The 23166-nt window shown below is 59.9% G+C and carries 25 protein-coding genes; 16 read left to right on the plus strand and 9 right to left on the minus strand.

Annotation, left to right across the window (positions count from 1 at the left end; translation table 11 throughout):
* The first annotated feature begins 130 nt into the window (after window positions 1-130).
* The 6 genes from LC334_RS09630 (at window position 131) to LC334_RS09655 (ending at window position 3647) form a co-directional block, all read left to right on the plus strand.
* A complete protein-coding gene (locus LC334_RS09630; protein WP_085800337.1) occupies window positions 131-1603 on the plus strand; it encodes a leucyl aminopeptidase in 1473 nt (490 codons plus the stop codon).
* Window positions 1604-2062, plus strand: coding sequence for a DNA polymerase III subunit chi (locus LC334_RS09635; RefSeq protein ID WP_085800336.1), 459 nt, complete (start codon window positions 1604-1606; stop codon window positions 2060-2062). It abuts the gene before it with no gap.
* Window positions 2063-2116: 54 nt separating this feature from the next.
* On the plus strand, window positions 2117-2506 hold the full coding sequence (locus LC334_RS09640; RefSeq protein ID WP_176237685.1) for a YunG family protein: 390 nt from the start codon (window positions 2117-2119) through the stop codon (window positions 2504-2506).
* A gap of 99 nt (window positions 2507-2605) precedes the next feature.
* Window positions 2606-2764 carry a hypothetical protein gene (locus LC334_RS09645; protein WP_176237684.1) on the plus strand — a complete coding sequence of 53 codons (159 nt, stop codon included), beginning with the start codon at window positions 2606-2608 and terminating at the stop codon, window positions 2762-2764.
* 110 nt (window positions 2765-2874) lie between these two features.
* Window positions 2875-3219 (plus strand): DUF2794 domain-containing protein, encoded by a 345-nt coding sequence (locus LC334_RS09650; RefSeq protein WP_085800335.1) that lies wholly within the window; start codon window positions 2875-2877, stop codon window positions 3217-3219.
* Complete coding sequence (locus LC334_RS09655; RefSeq protein ID WP_085800334.1) at window positions 3216-3647, plus strand: hypothetical protein; 432 nt, start codon at window positions 3216-3218, stop codon at window positions 3645-3647. Before LC334_RS09650 ends, LC334_RS09655 begins: the two co-directional genes overlap by 4 nt.
* Here LC334_RS09655 and LC334_RS09660 read toward each other — a convergent pair whose 3' ends face one another.
* The 5 genes from LC334_RS09660 to LC334_RS09680 all read right to left on the minus strand — a co-directional run bounded on the left by LC334_RS09660 (window position 3648) and on the right by LC334_RS09680 (window position 8118).
* On the minus strand, window positions 3648-4490 hold the full coding sequence (locus LC334_RS09660) for a class I SAM-dependent methyltransferase (RefSeq protein WP_085800333.1): 843 nt from the start codon (window positions 4488-4490) through the stop codon (window positions 3648-3650).
* A 4-nt stretch (window positions 4491-4494) separates the two neighbouring features.
* Window positions 4495-5460, minus strand: coding sequence for an agmatinase (speB, locus tag LC334_RS09665; RefSeq protein ID WP_085800332.1), 966 nt, complete (start codon window positions 5458-5460; stop codon window positions 4495-4497).
* A complete protein-coding gene (locus tag LC334_RS09670) occupies window positions 5457-6293 on the minus strand; it encodes a C40 family peptidase (protein WP_085800331.1) in 837 nt (278 codons plus the stop codon). The genes speB and LC334_RS09670 overlap by 4 nt, the downstream gene beginning before the upstream one ends.
* A complete protein-coding gene (locus tag LC334_RS09675; protein ID WP_085800423.1) occupies window positions 6290-7669 on the minus strand; it encodes a leucyl aminopeptidase family protein in 1380 nt (459 codons plus the stop codon). The genes LC334_RS09670 and LC334_RS09675 overlap by 4 nt, the downstream gene beginning before the upstream one ends.
* A gap of 68 nt (window positions 7670-7737) precedes the next feature.
* Window positions 7738-8118 carry a hypothetical protein gene (locus LC334_RS09680; RefSeq protein WP_085800330.1) on the minus strand — a complete coding sequence of 127 codons (381 nt, stop codon included), beginning with the start codon at window positions 8116-8118 and terminating at the stop codon, window positions 7738-7740.
* A 150-nt stretch (window positions 8119-8268) separates the two neighbouring features.
* Here LC334_RS09680 and LC334_RS09685 point away from each other — a divergent pair, with 150 nt between their 5' ends.
* Window positions 8269-8916 (plus strand): carbonic anhydrase, encoded by a 648-nt coding sequence (locus LC334_RS09685; protein WP_085800329.1) that lies wholly within the window; start codon window positions 8269-8271, stop codon window positions 8914-8916.
* A 33-nt stretch (window positions 8917-8949) separates the two neighbouring features.
* Here the strand turns inward: LC334_RS09685 and LC334_RS09690 are convergent, their stop codons facing one another.
* Entirely contained in the window at window positions 8950-9447 is a 498-nt protein-coding gene (locus LC334_RS09690; protein ID WP_085800422.1) for a DUF3576 domain-containing protein, read from the minus strand.
* A 183-nt stretch (window positions 9448-9630) separates the two neighbouring features.
* On the opposite strand from LC334_RS09690, the gene LC334_RS09695 reads away from it, so the two are divergent.
* The 4 genes from LC334_RS09695 to murJ all read left to right on the plus strand — a co-directional run bounded on the left by LC334_RS09695 (window position 9631) and on the right by murJ (window position 13863).
* Complete coding sequence (locus tag LC334_RS09695) at window positions 9631-10287, plus strand: YggS family pyridoxal phosphate-dependent enzyme (protein WP_085800328.1); 657 nt, start codon at window positions 9631-9633, stop codon at window positions 10285-10287.
* 121 nt (window positions 10288-10408) lie between these two features.
* Window positions 10409-11356, plus strand: coding sequence for an ion transporter (locus LC334_RS09700; protein WP_085800327.1), 948 nt, complete (start codon window positions 10409-10411; stop codon window positions 11354-11356).
* A gap of 67 nt (window positions 11357-11423) precedes the next feature.
* The gene (gene dapB / locus LC334_RS09705; RefSeq protein WP_085800326.1) at window positions 11424-12242 is read left to right on the plus strand and encodes a 4-hydroxy-tetrahydrodipicolinate reductase; all 819 of its coding nucleotides are present in this window, start codon (window positions 11424-11426) and stop codon (window positions 12240-12242) included.
* Window positions 12243-12324: 82 nt separating this feature from the next.
* Entirely contained in the window at window positions 12325-13863 is a 1539-nt protein-coding gene (gene murJ, locus LC334_RS09710; RefSeq protein WP_085800325.1) for a murein biosynthesis integral membrane protein MurJ, read from the plus strand.
* A gap of 15 nt (window positions 13864-13878) precedes the next feature.
* On the opposite strand, the gene LC334_RS09715 is transcribed toward murJ, so the two are convergent.
* On the minus strand, window positions 13879-15651 hold the full coding sequence (locus tag LC334_RS09715; protein WP_085800324.1) for an SLC13 family permease: 1773 nt from the start codon (window positions 15649-15651) through the stop codon (window positions 13879-13881).
* A gap of 122 nt (window positions 15652-15773) precedes the next feature.
* Here LC334_RS09715 and LC334_RS09720 point away from each other — a divergent pair, with 122 nt between their 5' ends.
* From LC334_RS09720 to LC334_RS09735, 4 genes are all read left to right on the plus strand, one after another.
* The gene (locus tag LC334_RS09720; protein ID WP_085800323.1) at window positions 15774-16514 is read left to right on the plus strand and encodes a YebC/PmpR family DNA-binding transcriptional regulator; all 741 of its coding nucleotides are present in this window, start codon (window positions 15774-15776) and stop codon (window positions 16512-16514) included.
* 102 nt (window positions 16515-16616) lie between these two features.
* Entirely contained in the window at window positions 16617-17210 is a 594-nt protein-coding gene (locus tag LC334_RS09725) for a LysE/ArgO family amino acid transporter (RefSeq protein WP_085800322.1), read from the plus strand.
* Window positions 17211-17296: 86 nt separating this feature from the next.
* Window positions 17297-17848, plus strand: coding sequence for an RNA polymerase sigma factor (locus LC334_RS09730; RefSeq protein WP_085800321.1), 552 nt, complete (start codon window positions 17297-17299; stop codon window positions 17846-17848).
* Window positions 17841-18203, plus strand: a complete 363-nt coding sequence (locus tag LC334_RS09735) for a DUF6768 family protein (protein WP_139836368.1) — start codon at window positions 17841-17843, stop codon at window positions 18201-18203. Before LC334_RS09730 ends, LC334_RS09735 begins: the two co-directional genes overlap by 8 nt.
* A 184-nt stretch (window positions 18204-18387) precedes the next feature.
* On the opposite strand, the gene LC334_RS09740 is transcribed toward LC334_RS09735, so the two are convergent.
* Window positions 18388-19332 carry an ABC transporter substrate-binding protein gene (locus LC334_RS09740; RefSeq protein ID WP_085800421.1) on the minus strand — a complete coding sequence of 315 codons (945 nt, stop codon included), beginning with the start codon at window positions 19330-19332 and terminating at the stop codon, window positions 18388-18390.
* 172 nt (window positions 19333-19504) lie between these two features.
* Between LC334_RS09740 and torR the strand changes: the two genes are divergently transcribed.
* Entirely contained in the window at window positions 19505-20206 is a 702-nt protein-coding gene (gene torR, locus LC334_RS09745) for a two-component system response regulator TorR (protein WP_085800319.1), read from the plus strand.
* On the opposite strand, the gene torS is transcribed toward torR, so the two are convergent.
* Window positions 20179-23121, minus strand: a complete 2943-nt coding sequence (torS, locus tag LC334_RS09750; protein WP_085800318.1) for a TMAO reductase system sensor histidine kinase/response regulator TorS — start codon at window positions 23119-23121, stop codon at window positions 20179-20181. The genes torR and torS overlap by 28 nt on opposite strands.
* Window positions 23122-23166: the final 45 nt, after the last annotated feature.

The raw sequence follows: 23166 nt of genomic DNA on the forward strand, positions 1-23166 counted from the left end.
CACACTCACCCCCATTAAATCAGTCCCGTTCCGGGCAGATTAACGGAATTGACCGGGCGGGAAAACTGCTATCTGGTCAAGTCGGCAGTCGCGCGCTAGGACTGAGACACCCCAAAACAGGAGCAGACCCATGACAGACCCGGTGGCCGTTAACTTTTGCGAGACAGATCTTGATCAGATCACCGGGGCCAAGGGGCGCGTTGCGGTTATCGTAACTCCGGATGGCAAGCTGGACGCGGGCGCGCGCCGCGCCAATAAACTGACCAAAGGTGCACTGGCGCGTCTGGTGGAAAGCAAGGCTTGGGAAAAGAAGAAACCCGGTGATTTGGTGACCATTGCCTGGCCCACTGGTATGGCGGCGGATGCGCTTGACGTGATCTGCCTGCCGCGCGCTGCCAAACCGGAAGAGGTGCGTAAAGCAGGCGTCGCGCTGGGTAAGGCCAAGGGCAATGCCGCTCTTCTGGTGCTCGCCGGTCAGGTGCGTCGCCCGGTGGAACTGACCCTTGGTATTATTCTACGCGCCTACGAGTTCGCGACTCACAAGACGAAGGAAAAGGAAGAGGGCGCTGGCGTGACCCTGATGGTTGCCCGGCCCGATGAGGTTAAGGTCGATGCCGTTCCGGCGCTGGCGGTTGCCGAGGGTGTGTTCTTTACCCGCGATCTGGTCAGTGAACCCGCAAATCATCTGACCACGACCGAGTTTGCCGATCGCATTGCCGCGATGAAGGATCTGGGCCTCAAGATCACCATCCTTGACGAGGATGAACTGAAAAAGAAAGGCTTGCACCTGCTGCTATCGGTTGGTCAGGGCAGCGCCAGCCCGTCGAAAGTCGCGGTGATGGAATGGAACGGTGGCAAGAAAGGCGACGCCCCGCTGGCACTGATCGGCAAAGGCGTGGTGTTCGACACCGGCGGCATCAGTCTGAAACCGGCGGCTGGCATGGAAGACATGACCATGGATATGGGCGGTGCTGGCGTGGTTGCGGGCGTAATGCGAGCCCTGGCGCTGCGCAAGGCCAGGGCCAATGTCGTGGGTCTGGTGGGTCTGGTTGAAAACATGCCCTCGGACCGCGCCACGCGCCCCGGTGATGTTGTGACCTCAATGAAGGGCGACACGGTGGAGATCATTAATACCGACGCGGAGGGCCGGTTGGTGCTGGCCGACGTGCTTTGGTACGCTCAGGAAAAGTACAAACCTTCTGGCATGATCAATCTCGCCACCCTGACCGGTGCGATCATCATTGGGTTGGGACATGAAAACGCAGGTGTGTTTTCCAATGATGACACGATCAGCAAGAACTTTCTCAAGGCTGCTGAAGCCGAAGGAGAAGGTGCCTGGCGCATGCCGATGGGCAAGGCCTATGACGACATGCTGAAAAGCCAGATCGCAGATATGAAAAACGTCGGTGGCCGGGCGGCCGGGTCGATCACGGCGGCGCAGTTCCTCAAGCGGTTCGTCAATGATGATTGCCCCTGGATTCATCTCGACATCGCCGGTGTGGCCTCGGTCAAATCGGAAACGAAATACTCGCCCAAGGGTGCCACCGGCTGGGGTGTCATGGCGCTTAACCGTCTGGTCGCGGATTGTTACGAGGGCGACTGATTGGGAGCGGCTTATTTCTATCACCTGACACGCGCGCCGGTCGAACAGACCCTGCCGATGCTGCTGGGCAAGGCGTTGGGCGCTGGCTGGCGCGTGGCGGTGCGCGGATGCGATCCGGCCCGGATGGAATGGCTGGACGAAAAACTGTGGCTTGGCCCCGATGACGGGTTCCTGCCCCACGGATTGGGCGGCAAGCCACATGAGGCTGATCAACCGGTGTTGCTAACCACCACCAGGGGCCTGCCCAATAATGCCACCTGCCTGATGAGCGTCGATGGTGCTGATGTCACGTCCGAAGAAGTAGAAACGCTCGATCGCGTCTGCGTGCTGTTCGACGGTAACGATCCTGCTGCCGTTGACGTGGCACGCGGCCAGTGGAAGGCCCTGACCGATGCGGGCAGCTCCGCGCAATACTGGTCAGAGGAAAGCGGCCGCTGGGAAAAGAAGGCCGAGAAATAGCGCTGGCAGGGTAGCAACCACTCCGGAGGTGCGCGACAGCGAAAGAAACAGGCTATGACCTTTGACGAGCTGAAAATTCGCAAGGCGCTCCGTAAGGCTTGGTCACTGGAAACAGCAGTTCAATGGACCTCTGGAAATCCGGCCTCTTGGCAGTGCAACGTGACAGCCGCGGTTATCCACGATCTGTTTGACGGAGATATTCTTCGCACGCGCATCGGTGGCGTCTGGCACTATTACAACAGGATGGACGGCATTCGCTATGACCTGACCGATAGCCAGTTTGCCGCGCCGGGCGCGCGCGTCGAAGCGCTCACTCCGTACGAGGACGAGCTTTTTTCTACATCGGACGCAATGAGGGGCATTCCACTACGGGAATATGATTGTCTCAAACAGGCGCTGCTGTCCGAACTCGCCCGTAGAGCAACGGATTGCGTACATAGCTGAATGAATTGAAACAATCTTCCTGCCGCGCCGACGTATAGCTGAAACATCTAAGCCGCATGTTACTTGTCACCAACAAAACTACTCTCAGGAGACAAGACAATGAAAACGTTTACCTTCCTTCTGGCCCTGTCGCTTTCGGGCACAGCTGCCTTCGCCCAAGGCATGAGCATGACCGGCCTGACGCCCGCCTTGAGCTTTCCGAGCGACATAAACGAAAGCGAAACGGTGACCAGGCAAAAGACAACCCACCAGCGGTAAGTTCGTATCAGGCCGGTGACGGGCATATGTCACCGGTCTGACCTTCTTTGCATTTAACGCTTTCGCGCGAAAAGTCTTGATTAAACCGTCATTTGGCGCAAACTGTCTTTATGAGTTTTCAGTCCTTAACCCCGTTCCCGGGGCCGCAAGGCGCCCCCCAGGTCGCCTTTCACAGAAACGAGCTTTCCGTCATTCTTTCCCTTTATGGCCGCATGGTTGCCGCCGGTGAATGGCGCGATTACGGTATTTCCTGCCTGCGTGATATGGCGGTGTTCTCGGTCTTTCGCCGCACCGCGGAAACACCGCTTTATCGCATCGAAAAACACCCAAAGCTGCGGTTGCGCCAGGGCGAGTACGCAGTGATCGGTCCCGAAGGACAGGTACTTAAACGCGGCTCGGACCTCAGGGTTGTTCTGCGTGTGCTGGAGCGTAAGCTGATCCGTGCAGTCAAATGATACCGCGTGCGGGGCTCATATTGATGCTGTCCTTCCCGGCAACGGCCTTTGCCGGAAACTGTGCAGGCCTTGGCACGCTTGCGCAATCGGCTGCTGGGGGTTTCGCTGATGGCAAGCCCGATGAAAGCTTCAACGAGGTTGAAAGTTGCGATTTGTTGCAAAACAGCGACGGGACGCAAACTTATCTCTGTACCTGGCAATTCGCCTACCGCGCCCCGGGGGCTGCCGCCGTGTTCGACATGCTCGACCGCCTTATACCGGTTTGCATACGCGGGGCGCAGGCGCTGCCCGCCGATGACAGCGTGAACCATCCTGACAGCTATGACCTGCGCCGCTATCGACGCGGCGATGTGGTGATTTCGACCTCGCTCAAGGATAAGGCCGCACTTGAGCAAACCCTTGTTACCCTGCGCATCGACAGCAAGTAATCAACGCCGTGCCCGCACCAGATTGAGCGTCGCCGGAACCCGCACGCCGCTGCTAGTCTCATAAGGCGCCATCGCCGTCGCAACGGCCGCCTCGATCTGTGCGGCGGCTGCGTCGGACCCGCCCATATCCTTGATGATTCGTGATGCTGGTCCCAACCTGGTGGCAAAGGCGGCAATATCCGAAACCGTCCCGGCTGGGGTCAGGTCCAACTTGGTCTCGGTTGTTGCCACCTCCTGCCATCCCGCCGCGGTCAGAATATCCTCGACATAGGCGCGTTCCTGAAAGGCCATCGGCCCGGGTGCACGGGGATCAGACGGCGCGGGCGCACCCACGACATCTATCGCCGCCTTGGCCGGGATCGAAAACCACGGGTTTCCGGCCAATCCGGACCAAGCCAGAAATACCATCGTCCCGCCGGGCTTGAGTGTTCGAGCGATATTGCGAAAGGCGGCCACGGAATCATCAAAGAACATCACCCCGAAACGAGAGATCACCCGATCGAACGCTGCATCGTCAAAGGGATGGGTCTGCGCGTCGCCCGCGATGAAATCTATATTGCCCATGCCGGCCTGCGCGGCTCGGTCGCGGGCGCGGTCTAGCATGATCTGGGAAATGTCCGCTCCGGTTACGTGCCCGCCGGTTCCGACAATCCCCGCCGCCGCCATGCTGCTGGCCCCGGTGCCACAGCCGATATCCAGCACCCGTTCCCTTGGCTGTAGGTTTGTCTCGGCCAATAGCCGGTCCAACACCGGCTGCATCAGCACATCCAGCTGGTCTTGACAATCCACCCATTGCTGGGCTGAACGCCAGTATTCCGACTGGTCGGTATTCATTGCAACCATGTTGTTACCCGCCCAATTGTCCGGCCATCACGCACAGAATCTCGAACATCACCGAGACGCCCAAAAACGCCGTGCCGCCCGACGTGTCGAAGGGCGGTGACACCTCGACCATATCCGCCCCCACCACGTTCAACCCCGCCAGTTCACGGCAGACCTGAATGGCCTGATAGCTGTTCGGCCCTCCGACCTCGGGCGTGCCGGTGCCGGGGGCAAAGGTCGGGTCGATGAAATCGATGTCATAGCTGACATAGGTTTTGCCCGTTCCTGCGATCTCGCGCGCCTCGGCCATTACATCCTCGACCCCGCGGGCATGGAATTCTTCGATCAGGATCATACGGATGCCGTTTGCCTCGGCAAAATCGCGATCCTCGGTGCCCGCCATGGTGCCGCGTATACCGATCTGGACGATGCGTTTGGGATCCAGCAGCCCTTCTTCCACCGCGCGGCGGAAGGGGGTGCCATGGGTGAACTTCGTGCCGCCGAAATAGGTGTCATTGAGGTCGGTATGGCTGTCGAAATGCACCATACCCATCGGTCCGTGCACCTTGGCCAGCGATCGCAGCACCGGCAATGAAGTCAGGTGGTCCCCGCCCGCTGTCAGTGGCATGATTCCGGCGGCAAGCGTCTGATCATAAAACCCCGTGATCCGTTCCATACTGTCCATGATATCGGTGGGGTTGGGGCCAACATCGCCCAAATCGGCGCAATTGACCGTCTCGAATGGGCGCATACCGCTAATCGAATGCTGGGCGCGGATCAGGGTCGAGGCATCGCGCAGCTGCCTTGGTCCGTGCCGCGGGCCGGGCCGGTTGGTTGTGCCGCTGTCCCAGGGCACACCGATCAGCCCGACTTGCACATCGTCAAACCGCGCATTGCCATGCTGAACCAAAGGCAGGCGCATAAAGGTTGGCACCCCGGCAAAACGCGGCAGCTCTAATGCCGAGACCGGATGAAAAAACGGATCGCTCATGGAAGTCCTCCCAGACGTTTGCGCGCGGTTACCGGGCCATCGCCCTGGGCCTCGATTCGATTGATCGCATCCTGCAACGGCTCGTGGGCGACTGCCATGTGAAAAGCGTTCGCGTGCAACAACGTGTCCCGGTCCGACACCCAAGCCACGTGGCCCTTCCAGAATAGAAGATCACCGCGCCGCAGTTCTGCATCGTCAGGCAGGAATTCTCCTAACTCGTCCCGCTGCATATCACTGTCACCAGGGCAGGGGATGCCACAGGCCATGCACCCGGCTTGCACGAGTCCGGAACAGTCGATGCCGAAGGCCGAATTTCCGCCCCAGAGATAGGGCGTCCCGAGAAATCGCTCCGCAACGGATACCGGGTCCTGTTCGGGAACATCCACCGGTCGCAGATGGTCAGAAATGACATATGTTCCGTCGCAAGTCCGCGCAAAGCGCCCTTCGTACCCCTGAATCGTCAGATAGCTTCCACACGATATTGCTACGGGATTGGGACTTTTGAGATTAGGGGCCTCAAACAGAAAGGTTGCGCGGTTGCGGACCGCATGAGTCGGCTCGATCCAAGTGCCCAGTGACGGCGTAAAAAATCCTACATATCCCGTGTTTTCGGCTCGGCCAAACGCCTTTGTGTCAGCAACATCCAAGACCCGTACCGGTTCTCCCATAAGGGCTTGTCGCATCAAGTCACCCGTGGCATTTCCGTATATATCAACAACCGGTTTGGTGACGCGCTTCAATTCTCCGTCGGTAAAGCGCAGTGTCTCCACCTGGCCTTTGAGCGAGCTGTGAGCGACCGATTTCGTCGCAAATAATGTCCGGCGATCAGTCATAAGCTGAGCATTTCCGGTAACGCCTCAAGTAGCGCCCGCGCGCCCATTCCAACGCCTCCCTTAGGTCGGGCCGGGGCGGCGACCGGGTTCCAGCCATAGATGTCAAAATGAGTATAGGGCACCTCTCCGGCGAAACGCCGTAAAAACAATGCCGCCGTGACAGAACCTGCAAATCCGCCTTTGGGCGCATTGTCCAGATCGGCGATACCGGGTTCAATCATCGCCTCATAGGGGGTGTGAAACGGCATTCGCCAGACCGGGTCCGCCACCCTTGCCGCCGCTGCGTCCAGGGCTGAGGCCATGGCATCCTCATCGGTGTAATATGGCGCCAGATCGGGGCCTACCGCAACCCGTGCCGCACCGGTGAGCGTGGCCATCGAAATCATCAGATCGGGTGTCGCCTCGGCCCCAAGCGCTAGCGCATCGGCGAGAACCAAGCGCCCCTCCGCATCGGTGTTGTTGATCTCGACTGTCAAACCATTGCGCGCGGTCAGGATGTCTCCGGGTCGAAACGCATTGCTGCTGACCGCGTTCTCTACCGCCGGTATCAGCACGCGCAGCCGTAATTGCAGATCCAGCCCCATGATCATATGCGCCAGCCCCAGCACCGTCGCGGCCCCGCCCATATCCTTTTTCATCAACCCCATGCTGCCGCCGGGCTTCAGATTCAACCCGCCGGTATCAAAACACACGCCTTTGCCTACCAGCGTAAGTGCGGGCCCGTCATCCCCCCAACTCATGTCAATCAGGCGTGGGGTCTGGTCTGCTGCACGGCCAACCGCATGGATCATCGGAAAGTTCTGGTCGAGCAGCGCGTCGCCTTCGGACACACCGATCTCTGCATTGTGCTGCGCAGCCAGTTCACGGCAGGCCGCCTCAAGCTCTGCCGGTCCCATATCCGCGGCGGGTGTATTTATCAGATCGCGGGTCAGTGCTTCGCCCGCAGCGATCACTTCGAGCCGCCCGGCATCCACGCCTTCGGGTGCGATTAGCCGGGCTTTGGCAGGCTTCTGGTCCTTGTAACGGTCGAAGACATATCCCGATAGAAGCCAGCCAAGCGCCTCTTCCTCGGCGCGCGTCGGATCGAGGCCTTCAAGACGATAACTGCCTGCGGGCAGGGTGTTGGCCGCTGCCGCCAGATGAAACCGTCCCCGCGCGCGCGTGCCGGGCGTGCCGTATCCAGCCAGCGCCATGATGACAGTGCCCTGCGGGTCCGGGACCAGAGCGGTGCTGCCGAGAGACGCGGTAAACCCAGTGTTGCGAATCCAGTCGCACACTGGGTCCGGTTGTGTTTTCAGCCAGGTTTCAAGCGCATCTGCTTCGATCACCTGGAGGGGCAGCGCCTCGGAAGATGGCGGCGCAAAGGTAAGGGTCATCGTGCGGGTCTTTTCTTGCCGGGTCATGTCGGGCCCAGCCTATCGGTCTGTGCGGCACCTTCAAGCCTTCAAATCGAAAGATCCTGCAACTCCCAGATTTCGGTCAGGGACCGTTCGCCGATTCGCAACAGACGCGCCATCGTTGCCGAAAGCGCAATCGCTTCACCGGCGTCAATGCAGATGGTGACGTCCGTCGCCACCTGCGCCAGGTGGGCCATGCCGATCTGTTCGGCGATCGCGACCAGAGAACGGGCGCTTTTGCGCATGTCTTCAAACCGCATTTCGCGATAACAGCGTTCCGTATGCGACAGCCGCCCGGCCAGTTCTTCGAGCGCCCGGCAGACAATGTCTTCGGCACCGGCCTCTCCCAACTGGTGGTAAAGTTCCTCCAGCCTGTCCGGATCTACCCGTACAGTTTCATTTTGCCTCAGTAACGTTACCTGTTCCACGGTCTCACCTTAAGATTCATAGCTCCACACCTGACCGGATTATCTGTCAAAGGAGTTCCCAAATCGTTGAACCTAGGGTTTTTATCTCTCGAATTCTTCTCGAATTTCTACTAACTACAGGCCAAACAGTCAGCTATTGCGGAAGAAGACATGAAATTTGCCAGACCCCTGCCAAACTACCTCGTCCAGCGATACCACGGCTGGAAAGCCACCACATACGCTGAAAACCAAGCCTGGTACCGGCGTTTGGCCGAAGGCCAGCACCCGCGGGCGATGGTTATTTCCTGTTGCGACAGCAGGGTTCATGTCACCTCGGTCTTCGGGGCCGACCAGGGCGAGTTTTTCCTGCATCGCAATATTGCCAACCTGGTGCCGCCCTATGTGTCCGACGGCGCGCAACACGGCACCTCGGCGGCCGTCGAATATGCCGTCACCGCGCTAAAGGTCGCGCATGTGATCGTGCTTGGTCATTCAAGTTGCGGCGGGGTCAAGGGGTGCCACGACATGTGTTCGGGTATCGCGCCTGAACTCGAGGAAAAATCATCTTTCGTCGGCCGCTGGATGGATATCCTGCGCCCCGGTTATGAACGGGTCAAAGACATAAAAGACCCGGTAGAACGAACCGCTGCGCTTGAAAAAGAGGCAGTTCTGGTGTCACTTGAAAACCTGATGACCTTCCCGTTCGTCAAATCAGCGGTCGATAGCGGCCACCTGACTCTGCACGGGCTTTGGCATGATATCGGTGAAGGTGGGATCGAACAGTATAGCTGCGACACCAAGACATTTTCGCCAATCTGAATTGGCCTTGGAAACCAGCCTGGGCGTTTCCGCCTAGAATCGTCCAGCGCTGATTCGCAATTGGCGTGCCCGCGCCAGAATTGCATCTTCGACCGCGCGCTGTGTCTCGTTACTGACCGGTCCGCGCTGCGACTGTAACGCGACCTTCAATGATCGCGCGTCCAGAGCCGGGTCACTGATCAGCACGGTCGCGCGATAGGCTTGCCCGCCGCCCGGGGGGCGGCCATAGCCGGTTGAAATCACGCCGGTGAAGGGATCTGCAGTTTGTACAGGTAGAAAGCTGAGCACATCCAGGGACGCAGTCCAGAGGAACCGGTTTACTTTGACACTGGCTTCCTTGGGTCCGAAAGCATCAAGCAGGCTGCTACTGCTGTTAAGTTGCCGCTTCCGGGGCGGGCCGATCGGTCTGCTTTCCGATGACGCCTCTTCAGAGTTCGAACCTCTGAACGTATCTCTGATCCGCCCGCAGGACGCGACCATCAGCACACAAGTCAGCGCTAGGACAACTTTATTCATACGCGAGTGGATCATCATACCATCCGGAACTGTTTCCCTAACTCTACTATCCAACGCGAGACAGTGGGGCAAGGTGTTTGCTGTGCATGAAGCCGGCATCATAGCAACTTCGTCGCAGCCCCGGATTATTTGCATCTGCCCGGCTTGCCGGTCTATCCCTGTTCCGAACAGTTTGATCCCCGAACCGGAGACCCGAGATTGAGCCTCTCTAATATCACCGCCCGCATCCGTAAAGCCGAAACCGACGCTGGCCGTGATCCGGGCAGTGTGACCCTGATTGCTGTTTCCAAGGTGCAGCCCAACGAGCGGGTGCAGTCCGTGCTGGAAGCCGGCCACCGTTGTTTCGGCGAAAACCGGGTGCAGGAGGCCGCAGGCAAATGGCCTGATTTCCGCGAAAGCTATGATGAGATTGATCTGCACCTGATAGGCCCTCTGCAGACCAACAAGGCGCGGCAGGCCTTCGAGCTGTTTCAGACCATCCATTCGGTCGATCGCCCGAAACTGGCCAAGACCATCGCCCGGCTGGCGGACGAGACAGGCTATTGCCCCGATATTTTTCTGCAGGTCAACACCGGCGAAGAAGATCAGAAAGCTGGCGTGATGCCCGCTGACGCGGACAATTTTGTGACCGAATGCCGTGCGCTGGAATTGCCGGTCAAAGGGTTGATGTGTATTCCGCCCGTTGATGAAGAACCCAGCCTGCACTTTGCGCTGCTGGCTAAGATTGCCGAACGCAACGGGCTGAAGGGCCTGTCGATGGGCATGAGCAGCGATTTCGAAAGCGCCATCGCCCTCGGTGCCACCCACGTTCGCGTCGGCAGCGCCATCTTTGGTGAGCGCGACTACGGCGCCTGATCGCAGAACGTTGCATTGCGCTGACGGCCATTATCTGCCCGTTACGACCCCTGACGCAATATGTGGTACTCTTTCCCAGTTGGTCTAAACGGAAAGAAGGGGCAGGCGAGAGGCCAGTCAGATGAGTGCACTGCGCAAGGCCGTCTACAAAAAACTCGACCCGGATGAGAAAAATGATCGGGTCAGCCGGGCGATCGATCTTTTTCTGATCGTGCTGATCGCCGTTAATGTTCTTGCCGTGATCCTTGAAACGGTTGCAGCGATCGAGGCCCGCTATCGCGACATCCTCTGGTTAATTGAGGCGGTTTCGGTCGCGGTCTTCAGCGTCGAATATGCGGCGCGGCTTTGGGTCTGTGTCGAAGATCCCCGTTTCAGGGACCAATCCAGACCACGGCTCAGTTACATGCTGTCTCCCATGGCGCTGATCGATCTACTGGCGATTCTCCCGTTCTATCTCGGCTTTATCGTACAGATGGATCTGCGTTTTCTGCGGGTGCTCCGGCTTCTCCGCGTTCTCAAGCTCACCCGCTATTCGTCGGCGATGTCGATGCTGCTTGAGGTGTTTCGCGAGGAGGCCAGCGCGTTTTTCGCGGGCTTCTTCATCCTCATTGTCCTGCTGGTGCTGGCCGCCAGCGGGGCCTATTTGGCCGAGCATCAGGTGCAGCCCGACAAGTTTGGCTCGATCCCCGCCGCGATGTGGTGGGCGATGGCGACACTGACCACCGTGGGCTATGGCGATGTGACGCCGGTGACACCTGCCGGGCAGTTGTTCGGATCGCTTGTCGCCGTTGTCGGTATCGGCATGGCGGCCCTGCCTGCGGGTATCCTTGCCAGTGGTATGGCCGATCGGTTGCGCCGCACGCGCGCGGAGCTGGCCGAAGAGCTTCGCGAAGCCCTTGAGGACGGGGTCATCGACGCCGCGGAAGAGCAGGAACTGGAAGATCTGCGCCGCGATCTGGGCCTGAGCAAGCGCGTGGCGACAGAGATCCGTGATAAACTTCTCAGGGATCGCGAGGCCACGGAAGCGGGCCTTTGCCCGCATTGTGGCAAGCCCGTACGACATCGCTGAACTTCGCGATTGTCCCCTCGCCCCTCGCCGCGCTATGCAGGACGCGCGAGAGACAGGAGTACTAGACATGAGCGATCTGCCCGGAATTGTGGTGACCGGCGCATCGGGTCGGATGGGCCAGATGCTGATGCGTACCATCAGCGACAGCCCCCGCGCGCGGCTGATCGGAGCGTTGGAACGCCCGGGCCATGACTGGATCGGGCAGGATGTGGGCGTGGCCATGGGCGGTGCCGAACTTGGTATCAAAGTCACTGATGATCCGCTGGAGGCGTTTGCCTCGGCGCAGGCGGTGATTGATTTCACGGCACCTGCCGCAACTGTCGAGTTTGCCACGATCACCGCCCAGGCGCGTTGTGTCCACGTGATCGGAACCACCGGGCTGAGCGACAGTGATATCAAAAAACTCGATGCCGCCGCGCGCCATGCGGTGATCGTCAGGGCAGGCAATATGAGCCTCGGCGTCAACCTTCTGACCCAGCTTACCAAACGGGTGGCGGCGGCGCTGGATGAAGATTTCGACATCGAGGTGATCGAAGCGCATCACAATCAGAAGGTCGACGCCCCGTCGGGTACTGCTTTGATGCTGGGTGAAGCCGCCGCCGAAGGGCGCGGTGTGTCGCTGGATAATGTCTCGGACCGGGGTCGCGATGGCATCACTGGCAAGCGTGAGCGTGGCCATATCGGGTTTTCCGCCATTCGTGGCGGCGATATCGTGGGTGAACATGATGTGCTTTTTGCTGCCCCGGGTGAGCGCATCGTCTTGCGCCATCTCGCCACCGATCGCGGCATTTTTGCCCGTGGCGCGCTCAAGGCCGCGCTGTGGGGCATCGGTCGCAAACCCGGCGCCTATGACATGCTGGATGTGCTCGGGCTGAACGAAAACTGATCCCGGTTCCTGCGCCCTCTTCCCCCCCACGACCTGATCCGCTAGTTCTGCGGTCAACCGCAGCCGGACGTAAGGCCCATTCATGCAACCCATCCGTCTGATTTCCAGCGTGCTGACCGTCGGCGTCTGGACGCTTCTGAGCCGGGTATTGGGTTTCGTGCGCGACGTGATCATTGCCAACCTGCTGGGCCCCGGTGTCCTGATGGACGCCTACGTCGCCGCCTTCCGTTTGCCCAACCTGTTTCGCCGCTTCTTCGCCGAGGGCGCGTTTAATGCGGCTTTCGTGCCGATGTTCTCGAAGCGGCTCGAGGCGGATGAAGACCCGATCGGGTTCGCCCGTCTGGCCCTGTCGGGCCTCTGCCTTGTCCTACTGGTTCTGACCGCGCTGGCGATGATTTTCATGCCCGCGCTGGTGTGGGCCACGGCAGAAGGGTTCTATGGTGACGAACGCTTTGGCATCACCGTCGAATTCGGGCGCATCACCTTCCCCTATATCTTCTTCATTTCGCTGGCGGCGCTGTTTTCCGGTGTGCTGAACGCCGCCAATCGTTTTGCCGCCGCCGCCGCCGCGCCCGTGCTGCTGAACATCATGTTGGTTACCGCAATGAGCGTGGCCTGGTATCAGGGTGGCGCCGTCGCCGATGCGCTGATCTGGACCATTCCTTTTGCGGGTTTTGCGCAGCTGGCCCTGGTCTGGATCGCTGCTGACCGTGCGGGGTTACGCGTCCGCCCGACCCGGCCGCGCTGGACGCCCGAGATGGCGCAGCTCGTGCGCATCGCCGTGCCTGCCGCGCTTGCCGGTGGGGTCATGCAGGTCAATCTGCTGGTGGGTCAGCTTGTTGCCTCGAATTACGACAAGGCAGTCAGCTGGCTTTATGCCGCCGACCGGCTTTACCAGCTGCCGCTGGGGGTGGTGGGCATCGCCGTGGGCATTGTGCTGCTGCCCGATCTCTCGCGCCGCCTGAAGGCCGACGATCATACCGGCGCGCGCGAGGCGTTGTCGCGCGCCGGAGAGATATCACTTGCTCTCACCATTCCTTCGGCTGTGGCGCTGATGGTGGTGCCGCTGCCTGTGGTTTCGACCTTGTTTGAACGCGGCGCCTTTGGCACGGATGACACCGCCGCCACCGCACTGGCCGTGGCAATTTACGGGCTGGGCCTGCCTGCTTTTGTCCTGCAGAAGATCCTGCAACCGCTGTTTTTTGCCCGCGAAGACACCAAAAGCCCGTTCCGCTACGCGCTGGTTGCAATGGTGATCAACGCCGCCGTGGCGATCGGACTGGCCTATGCCATCGGCTGGATTGCCGCTGCCCTGGCGACCACGGTTGCCGGCTGGGCGATGGTCTGGCTGCTGCTGCGCGGCGCACGTAATTTTGGCAATGTGGCGCGGTTCGATGCCCGGTTCAAACAACGTCTGTGGCGTATTATCGCGGCCTCAGTGGTGATGGGCGCAGTGCTTTGGGTGTTATGGATACTGATGGGGCCGCTTTTTGGTGTGCCGGGCCTGCGCGTCATCGCACTTCTGCTGATGATCGTTCTTGGTGGTCTCAGCTATTTCGGCTTTGGTCAGCTGATCGGGGCGTTCCGCCTGTCAGAGCTGCGCGGTGCCCTGAGACGGTAAGGCACCGCCCTGCTTTCAGAGCGGCCAGAAAACCAGAATGGCGGGTATGGACACGGCCACCACCAGCACCTCAAGCGGCAGCCCCATGCGCCAGTAATCCCCGAAACTGTACCCGCCCGGACCCAGGATCAGCGTGTTGTTCTTGTGACCGATGGGCGTGAGGAAGGCCGAAGAGGCGGCCACGGCCACCGCCATCAGAAAGGGATCAGGCGAGACATCCAATGCCTCTGCCATCTGAATGCCCACCGGGGCGGCGACGATGGTTGTTGCGGTGTTGTTCAGCACGTCCGACAGGCTCATCGTGACGATCATCAGCACCGTCAGGATTGCCCAGGGTGGCAGATTGCCGGTCAGCCCGATCAGACTGCCCGCGATCAGCTCGGTTCCGCCCGAATTCTCAAGCGCAGCACCCAATGGGATCATCGAGCCCAGCAAGACGACAACAGGCCATTCAATATGGGTATAAAGCTCGCTCAGCGGTACGATTCGGGTCAACACATAGGCGATGACCACCAGCCCCAGTGCGACCGGCAGGTAAAGCAGGCCGACGCTGGCCGCGAGGACGGCGGCGCCAAACAGGCCGATTGCCAGCCAGGTTTTGCTGTCTTGCGTCACCGCCAGACCCCGGTCGGCCAGCGGCAGGCAACCCAGCCAGTCTGTGACAGTGCCGCCGGTATCCTTGGGCACCAGCAGCAACAGGATATCCCCCGGCCGGACGATCGTTTTACGCACTTGCTGTGTTATCTTGCGGCCTTGCCGGGAAATCCCCATCAGGACGGTATGATGGCGCCAGTGAAGCCCGGTGGACAGGACTGTCCTGCCTGCAATCCGCGCCTCCTTTGGCACCACGACCTCGATGATATCCAGCCCCTCGCCCGCCGCCTTCAGCTTGTCTTCCCGTTCCTGATCGGAAAAGGCCAGTGACAGCGCGGACCGGAATTCATCCAGTGCGTCAGGTGTTGCCTCGAGCACCAGCGTGTCCCCGGCGCGAAGCAATGTGTTATGCGACGTGCCATAGCGGCGCTTGCCATCGCGGATCAGCCCCAGCATCGCGACATCGGTCTTCTGTGCCGCTTCATCCAGCTCGATCAGGCGTTTACCGATATGGGGCGATGCCTCGGGGATTGTAAGCTCTGCGATATATTGCGCGATTTCCGACGCGCTGAGCACGGCATCTTCACGTTTCGGGATCAGCCGCCAGCCGATCAGTGCGACAAAGGCCAACCCGGCCAGCGCAGTCAGCCCGCCGACAGGGGCAAAGTCGAACATCCGGAACGGTGTGCCAAGCGCGTCTTCGCGGAACGAGGCGATGATGATGTTGGGCGGGGTGCCGATCAGCGTCGCCATGCCGCCAAGGATCGTGGCAAAGGACAGCGGCATCAGGCTAAGGCCCGGGGGGCGTTTGGCCTTGCGGGCGGTTTGCACGTCGACCGGCATCAGCAGCGCCAGTGCCGCAACGTTGTTCATGAAGGCCGAAAGCACCCCCCCGATGGCCCCCATCAGCGCGATGTGGCTGCCCAATGCCCGGGTGCTGTCGACCAATGTGCGGGTGATCAGAAACACCGCGCCGGACCGGACCAGCCCGGCCGAGACGACCAGCACAAGTGCGACGACAATGGTTGCGGGATGGCCAAAGCCGGAAAACGCCTCCTTGGTTTCGACCACACCCAGAACGACGCCTGCAATGAGTGCGGCAAATGCGACGAGATCATAGCGATAGCGCCCCCAGAGCAGGAGAGCGAAGACCAGCCCGAAGAGACTGAAAAGGATAATCTGATCTGTCGTCATGCCGCCCTTTCCTCACCCCCCGACCCAAGCGCATCCGCCCGTCAAAAGCAACCGGCTTGCGAGCGGGCATGCCCCTGCCGTATAGAGACGAAAATCTCAGGTTCCGATCGGAGGCACATAAGATGGCCGGCCATTCAAAATGGGCAAATATCCAGCACCGCAAAGGGCGTCAGGACGCGGCGCGCTCCAAGCTTTTTTCGAAACTTTCCAAAGAGATAACCGTGGCCGCCAAGATGGGCGATCCGGATCCCGAAAAAAACCCGCGCCTGCGTTTGGCGGTGAAAAGTGCCAAGTCCCAGTCGATGCCTAATGACAACATCGACCGCGCGATCAAAAAAGCGACCGGCGGGGATGCCGAGGATTACAAGGAAATCCGCTACGAAGGCTACGGCCCCGGTGGGGTGGCGGTGATCGTCGAGGCAATGACCGACAACCTGAACCGCACCGCCAGCACCGTACGCTCAACCTTTGCCAAGAATGGCGGCAATCTGGGTGAAACCGGCTCGGTCGGGTTCATGTTCGACCGCAAGGGCGAGGTGACCTATTCCATCGAAGCCGGTGATGCCGACACGGTGATGATGGCCGCGATCGAGGCCGGGGCAGAAGATGTGGAATCATCGGAAGAGGGCCATACGATCTGGTGTGCCGACACGGATCTGAACGAGGTCTCGAACGCGCTTGAGGCGGAACTGGGCGAATCTGAATCGACCCAGTTGACCTGGCGCCCCACCACCACAACAGAACTGGATCTTGAGGGCATGCAGAAGCTGATGCGGTTGATCGACGCGTTGGATGATGACGATGATGTGCAGCGTGTTACCGCGAATTTCGAGGCCAGCGACGAGGTGATGGAGCAGCTGTAGCGCTGATCGCAAGACGTACGGCCCGTATGCTCCGTACGCAAAAAACGTACATAACCGGTAGTGATCGGCTACGCCGACCCTTTCATGAGAGGATGACCTCAGATGCAGGCAGCGATTGCCGGGTTTGTCCTCGGGTTCTCTCTTATTCTGGCCATCGGTGCGCAGAATGCCTTTGTCATCCGGCAGGGACTGCGGCGCGAGCATGTATTTGCCGTCTGCCTGACCTGCGCGTTTTCCGATGCGATCCTGATCGCCGCCGGTGTCGCCGGGTTCGGCGCATTGGCCGAGGCGGTGCCGGGGCTGGAACAGGCGATGCGCTATGGTGGGGCGGCGTTTCTGATCTGGTACGGTGCGCGCAACCTGCTGGCGGCATGGCACGGCGGCGAGACGATGGAAGACGCGCGCGGCACGGGTAGCCTGCGCACGGCACTGATCACCTGTCTGGCGCTGACATGGCTTAACCCGCATGTCTATCTGGACACGGTGGTGCTGCTTGGATCGGTATCGGCGCAATACGCTCAGAAGACCAACTTTGCCGCCGGAGCGATGAGTGCAAGCTTCGTTTTCTTCTTCGGCCTGGGCTATGGGGCACGGATACTTGACCCGCTGTTCAGAAAGCCACGCAGCTGGCAGGTGCTGGACGTGATCGTGGGCCTGACCATGTGGGCCATCGCGCTGAAACTGATCATCGGTTGACAGGCAGAACAGCAATTTTGTGAATTTCTTTGAACCGCTTTGGCGTTTGTGTGCACCTTTATACGATAGCCACGGGAAGAGAGCAGATGCGAAACGCCGGGCGGATATACGAAGAGCTGCTGGTACAGCAGGCGCAGGCCGGGGACAGGGTCGCGATGGATCATCTGGCCGAATTGCGAGGCCCCCGGCTGTTGATCCATGCGGCGCGATTGCTGGGCGACGCGGATGCGGCCCGAGACGTGGTGCAGGATGCCTGGATCGAAATCCTGCGTGGATTGCCGGGATTGCGTGAGCCGCGCGCCTTTGCATCCTGGGCCACGCGAATCGCGACCCGGCGCGTAGCGCGGTATATCAAGGGCCGTGTATCCGACCGGGCGGTTGCAAAAATGCTGGTGCAGGAAAGTGAGGCCACTGAGCCCGAGGCCGGACCCGCCGCATCCGATGCCCGCGCAGTAAGGGCGGCGATCGCGACCCTGCCGCCGGAACAGGCCGCGACCATCGCGCTGTTTTACCTCGAAGACATGAGCGTCGCCGAAGTTGCGATCGCCCTCGATATCCCGCGCGGCACGGTGAAGACTCGCCTGATGCATGCGCGCGACAAACTGAAATCAGCCTTGAAAGGAGAGGATGATGCGTAAACTTGACGAACTGATCGAAGAGGCGCTGAAAGACCAGGACCGCGCCATTCTGGAAGCCACCGAAGAACAGGGCTGGTTTGCACTGGGGTTGAGCCAGTTCCGTGGCAAGCTGGGCTGGGTGACCTGGGTGATCATGATCGTGCAGGCCACGTTATTCCTGATCGGGGTTTGGTGCGCCATCCGGTTCTTTGGTGCGACCGAGGTCGTTTTGGCCCTCAAATGGGGATTGTCGGGCGCGGTGCTGATGATCATGGCGACAATTCTGAAAACCAGCCTGATGCCGCAGATGCAGGCCGACCGCATCCTGCGCGAGCTGAAACGGGTTGAATTGATGCTGGCCGAGCGCCGCGGCTGAGAACTTCGCAGGCGGTTTCTAGCACGGTAGAATTCCGGATGACGGATTAGGCCCAAACCCCGCCGTCAATTTCCGGATAAGGTTGTTCCGCTTCAGGTAGCCCAAAAAATCCGGCCCTCCTGAAACTCAATTCAGGAGGGCCGGGTACTGATTACGAGAACGCTAGTCTAGTGAAGCATTCGCCTCAGCTTCCCGAGCTGAGCCAGCCCTGCCAGACGTCTTCATTGTTTTCCAGCCAGACCGCTGCGGCCTCTTCTGGTTCCATCTCGTCAACGTCTACCAGCTTGGCCATTTCGGCGATCTGCGGGTTGGTGAACGAGATCTTTTCGAGGATCCCATAGGCATCCGGCCACTTGTCGGCCATGCCGTCCCAGGCTGCTTTCTTCAGATAGCCGGTTGCCGGGTTGCCGCAGTCATAAAGCGCATCCGGGTTCGGGCCCACAGCAGGATCCTTGTCACAGCCATCTTCCCAGGCAGGGAATTCGACAAACTCGCCGGGCCAGACGGCTTCGGCAAAGTTGGGTGTCCAGTTGAAGACAACAACCGGCTTCTTGTCGGCCTCGGCCGCGCCAATTTCAGCCCAGAGCGCCGCCGCGGAGCCCGCATTGATCACGACGAAATCCATGCCCAGAGCTTCGACACGTTCTTTGCCGTGCTTCAGCCAGTCCACCGGACCATCCAGATAACGGCCCTTGTCGCCTGTTTCGGCGGTGGCGAATACCTCGGCGCAATCGTTAAGCGCTTCCCAGCTTGGCAGGCCGGGGCAGGCGTCCTTGGTCCACATCGGGTACCACCAGTCTTCGCGGGTCACCGCGTCATGATCACCCACATCGACGATACCGCCTTTTTCCAGCGCGGCGCGGAATGACGCACCAAAAGCACCTTCCCAGACTTCCAGTTCCAGCGTCACGTCGCCCAGGCGTATCGATTCGTATACCGCCTGGCTGTCGGTAGTCACAAATTCGACATTGTTGCCGTTCTGTTCGAGGATCTGGCCCACGACATTGCTCATCACGATCTGGCTTGACCAGTTGTGAATCGGAATGACGATCGGGTCAGAACTGTCCGCGGCAAAGGCCGGCATGGCCAGGGCGCTTGCGGCTAGCCCAATTGCAATATGTTTTTTCATCATTTTCTCCCTGATGGATTTTTTTACCGTTTCTTATGAACAACGGAGACGTCAGCGTCGTCCTGCCCGTAACGCTAGGGGCGGGATGTGAACCAATCTACGGGTCAAGATGAACACGCTTTACGGATTTGTTAAAAGTTGTTAACAAAATGCTCTCTTAAGGAGCAGCTGAGTGTCTGAACGGTCTCATATCATTGTTGTCGAGGATGAGCCGGTCACGCGGATGACGCTGACCAGCTATTTTGAGGCGCAGGGCTATCGCACTAGCGAGGCCGAGGATTCGTCCGGGCTGGATGACATTCTGCAGAGCGATCCCGCCGACCTGCTGATCGTCGATATCAATCTTTCCGGAAAGGACGGATTGGAAATCACCCGCGAGCTGCGCGCGGTATCGGAGGTGGGGATCATCCTTGTCTCGGCCCGGTCCGATGATGTCGACCGCATCGTCGGCCTTGAACTGGGCGCTGACGATTACGTCGTCAAACCGTTTAACAAGCGCGAGCTTCTGGCGCGGGTAAAGAACCTGTTGCGGCGCACGCGGGCCGCCCGGCAACTGACCCGCAGCGTCCGGTCCTTTGACGGGTTTCAGCTTGACCTTTCAAGCCGCTGGCTGACCTCCCGCGATGGAAAACTGGTGCCGCTGACCCGCGCCGAATTCGAGCTTCTTGCGATCCTGACAACACATCCCGGGCAGGTGCTGACCCGAGAACGATTGATGCAGGGTGTCACCCACCGGTCAGACGGGGGGAACGAACGGACGGTCGATGTTCTGGTCAGGCGCCTCAGGGCCAAACTGGAGCGCGATCCACGCTCGCCGCAAATTATCTCGACCGCGCATGGCGAGGGCTACATATTCACCGCCGCACTTGAATGAGGTTGCTGTTCCGCGCTGATGTCCTGCCCGCATCGCGCCAGCAGGCGATCGGCGTTGGCGGCTTCACGCTCCAGCATAGGCAAATTTTTCTGCAACGCCTCAATGTCGCCGTCGATCGCCAGCTTTTCAGCGTGTTCCAGGCATTGCTGAAGGGCCGAGATGTGAAAATTCGCAGCGGCCCCGCGTAGTTTGTGCAATTCCTGCCGGGCAGCGACGTGGTCGCCTGTGCCAATGGCCTGCCGTATGGCCGACATCCTCTCGGGGGCCTGTTGCAGATAGAGGTCGATGATCCGCCCGACCTGTTCCACGCCGATGGTGGCACTGTCGGCAGCAAGGGTTTTCATCAGCGAACTGGCCTGCCGGTCATCGCCAGAATCGGACCTTGTCGACAAAAAGACCTTGCGGGCCTGCCGGTCTGACACAACCGCCGACAACGCGTTCATCAACCGCTCCGGTGATACGGGTTTGGCCAGAAACGCATCCATACCCTGATCCAGATGGGCATCGATCTGATCGTCGAAAACATGCGCCGACATGGCGATGATAGGTGTCGAGGCCCGCTGAGGATGCGGCAATTTTCGGATCTTCCGTGCGACGGTGATACCGCTGAAATCCGGCAGGTTGATATCGAGCAGGATCACGTCGAAGTCATTTTCCGCCGCAAGGGTCACGGCTTCGGTGCCGCGTTCGGCGAGGCATACCTCGTGCCCCATTTTCTTGAGATACCCGTCCGCCACCATCTGGTTGATCTCGTTATCCTCGACAACCAGCACCCTGAGGGGCGTTACGGCGTCGTTCACCTTCAGCGGAATGGTGTCCGGATCCAGCATCTTCTGGTCGCCCAGCCCGAATGTCGCCCGCAGGGTAAAGATCGACCCGACATTTAGCGTACTTTCGACCGACAGGGTGCCGCCCAAGGCATTGGTGAACCTCTGGCATATGGCAAGGCCAAGCCCGGTGCCGCCGAGGCGGTGAATCACCGAGGCATCCGCCTGCTCGAAGGCTTCGAAAATGCGTTCCTGAGCCTCGGGCAGAATGCCCTCGCCGGTGTCGCTGACTTCAAGCACCAGATCGACCTTGGCATCGGTCACACCGATCAGGCGGGCACGCAGTACCACGTCACCATCCGATGTCGCCTTGATCGCGTTGGACAGAAGGTTGAACAGGATCTGGCGAATTTTGTTCATGTCGCCGATGATGACCTCGGGCAACCTTCTGTCCACGTCCAGGCTTAGCGTTGTGCCCCGTTCGAGGGCGACCGGGTTCATCAGATTGATGATGCCCTGCAATAGGGTATCCAGATCGAAGGGCACGTTGTTCACCACATCCCGCCCGGCTTCGATCTTCGACAGATCAAGAATGGCATTCAGGATGCCCAGCAGGCTTTCGCCCGAGGCGAGCGCGATTTTCAGGCGCTCGGTCTGGGTCGGGCTCAGCGGCTCTTCGGGCAGGACACGCAGCATGCCAAGCACGCCGTGCATCGGGGTCCGGATTTCATGGCTCATCATTGCCAGAAACTCGGATTTGGCCCGGTTGGCTTTTTCGGCCTGCTCGCGTGCGGCGCCGTGCGCTTCGGCTTCGCGTTGCAGCTGGGCGGTGCGTTCCGAGACCAGCCTTTGCAGCTCTTCGCGATGCGCGCGCAGTTCCTGTTCGGTCCGTTCGCGTTCCTCTTCCAGCTCGCGTTTCACGACGGCCTGCTCGCGGAACACCTCGACCGCGCGCTCCATCTCGGCGATCTCGTCCGATCCGACGGTGTTGACCTTGAGGTCGATATCCCCGTCCGCCAGCGCTTTCATGTGCTGGGACAACAGGTCCAGCCGCTTGGTCAGGTTACCGCGCACGTAAAACCACAGCACTGTCAGCGAGGCCAGCGCGGCAATCGCGGCGATGACTGTCAGCCGGATCAGACCGTCGCGGATGTCGCGGGTCGCGTTCGCGCCGGACAGCACTGCCTCCTCCTGCGAACGTTGTGCCAGATCCGTTGCCTGTTGGCCCAGTGCCTGGGCGAGAACGGCGATATCATTCTGAACCCAAACAATTTTTTCGTTAATGATGAGTGTTCTTCTCACAATCTCGAAAATACCGCCTTCGGCGGTCGAATCCGTTTCCGTCCCCAGAACCTGCAGCAGATCAGCCGCTTGTCCTGCTCGAACCGGGTCGCGAATAGCCGATACACGCCGGGCAACAAATTCCAGCAACCGTTTGAATTCGTCTTCAAGCCGGGCAAGGTCGGCCTGCTGGTCGATGCTGGAAATCTGGTTGATCACCAGTCCGATTTCCGACGCGCGCGAGCGCAGTTCAAACATCAGGCCAAGCTGGAACAGGTCGACCTCGATCAGCTTGTCGAGCGCATCGAAGTAATTTTCGCGGCCGCCGTCGATTTCATAAAGCGACGAAATGATCGCGGTGGTCGCCATATCGGCATTGGCGACCAGCGTGTCGGATATTTCGGCCAGCGCCGCCGAGGCACCCAGAATGGTTTTCAGCCGTGCGTCCCGCGCCCTGGCCAGCTTTATCCGATGTTCGACCAGACTGTCGAGATCGCGTATTTTCGATCCGATTTGGACGGTGGTAAGCCGCAGTTCCGAATTATCCAGCCCTTCCGGGCCGGCAAAGCTGCTCAGGCGGTCCGACAGGGCCTTGACGTGAAAGATCAGGAAAGCCTTGCGCTTTTCGCGCGCTTCCTGCGTCGCCACGCTGCCAAGCTCAGGGGCGCCCACCACGATCCGGGCGCTGTCTTCGGCAATGGCGCGCACTTCAGTAATCTGTGGGATCGTCCGCTCAGCGATGTCGGTCTGTGTCTGGGCGATATCGCGCAGCTCGACCCACGCGAAAAGCCCTGCCAGTGCAGGCGCACCGGCAATCGCAAGAAACGCCAGAAAAAGTCGTTCACCAAGACCGATGCGCCATTTCATTTGAAAAACTTACTGCCGCTGTGCGCTTTCTGCAAATTGCGAAGT

It is taken from the genome of Roseovarius aestuarii, from assembly GCF_019966515.1.
Taxonomy (GTDB): domain Bacteria; phylum Pseudomonadota; class Alphaproteobacteria; order Rhodobacterales; family Rhodobacteraceae; genus Roseovarius; species Roseovarius aestuarii.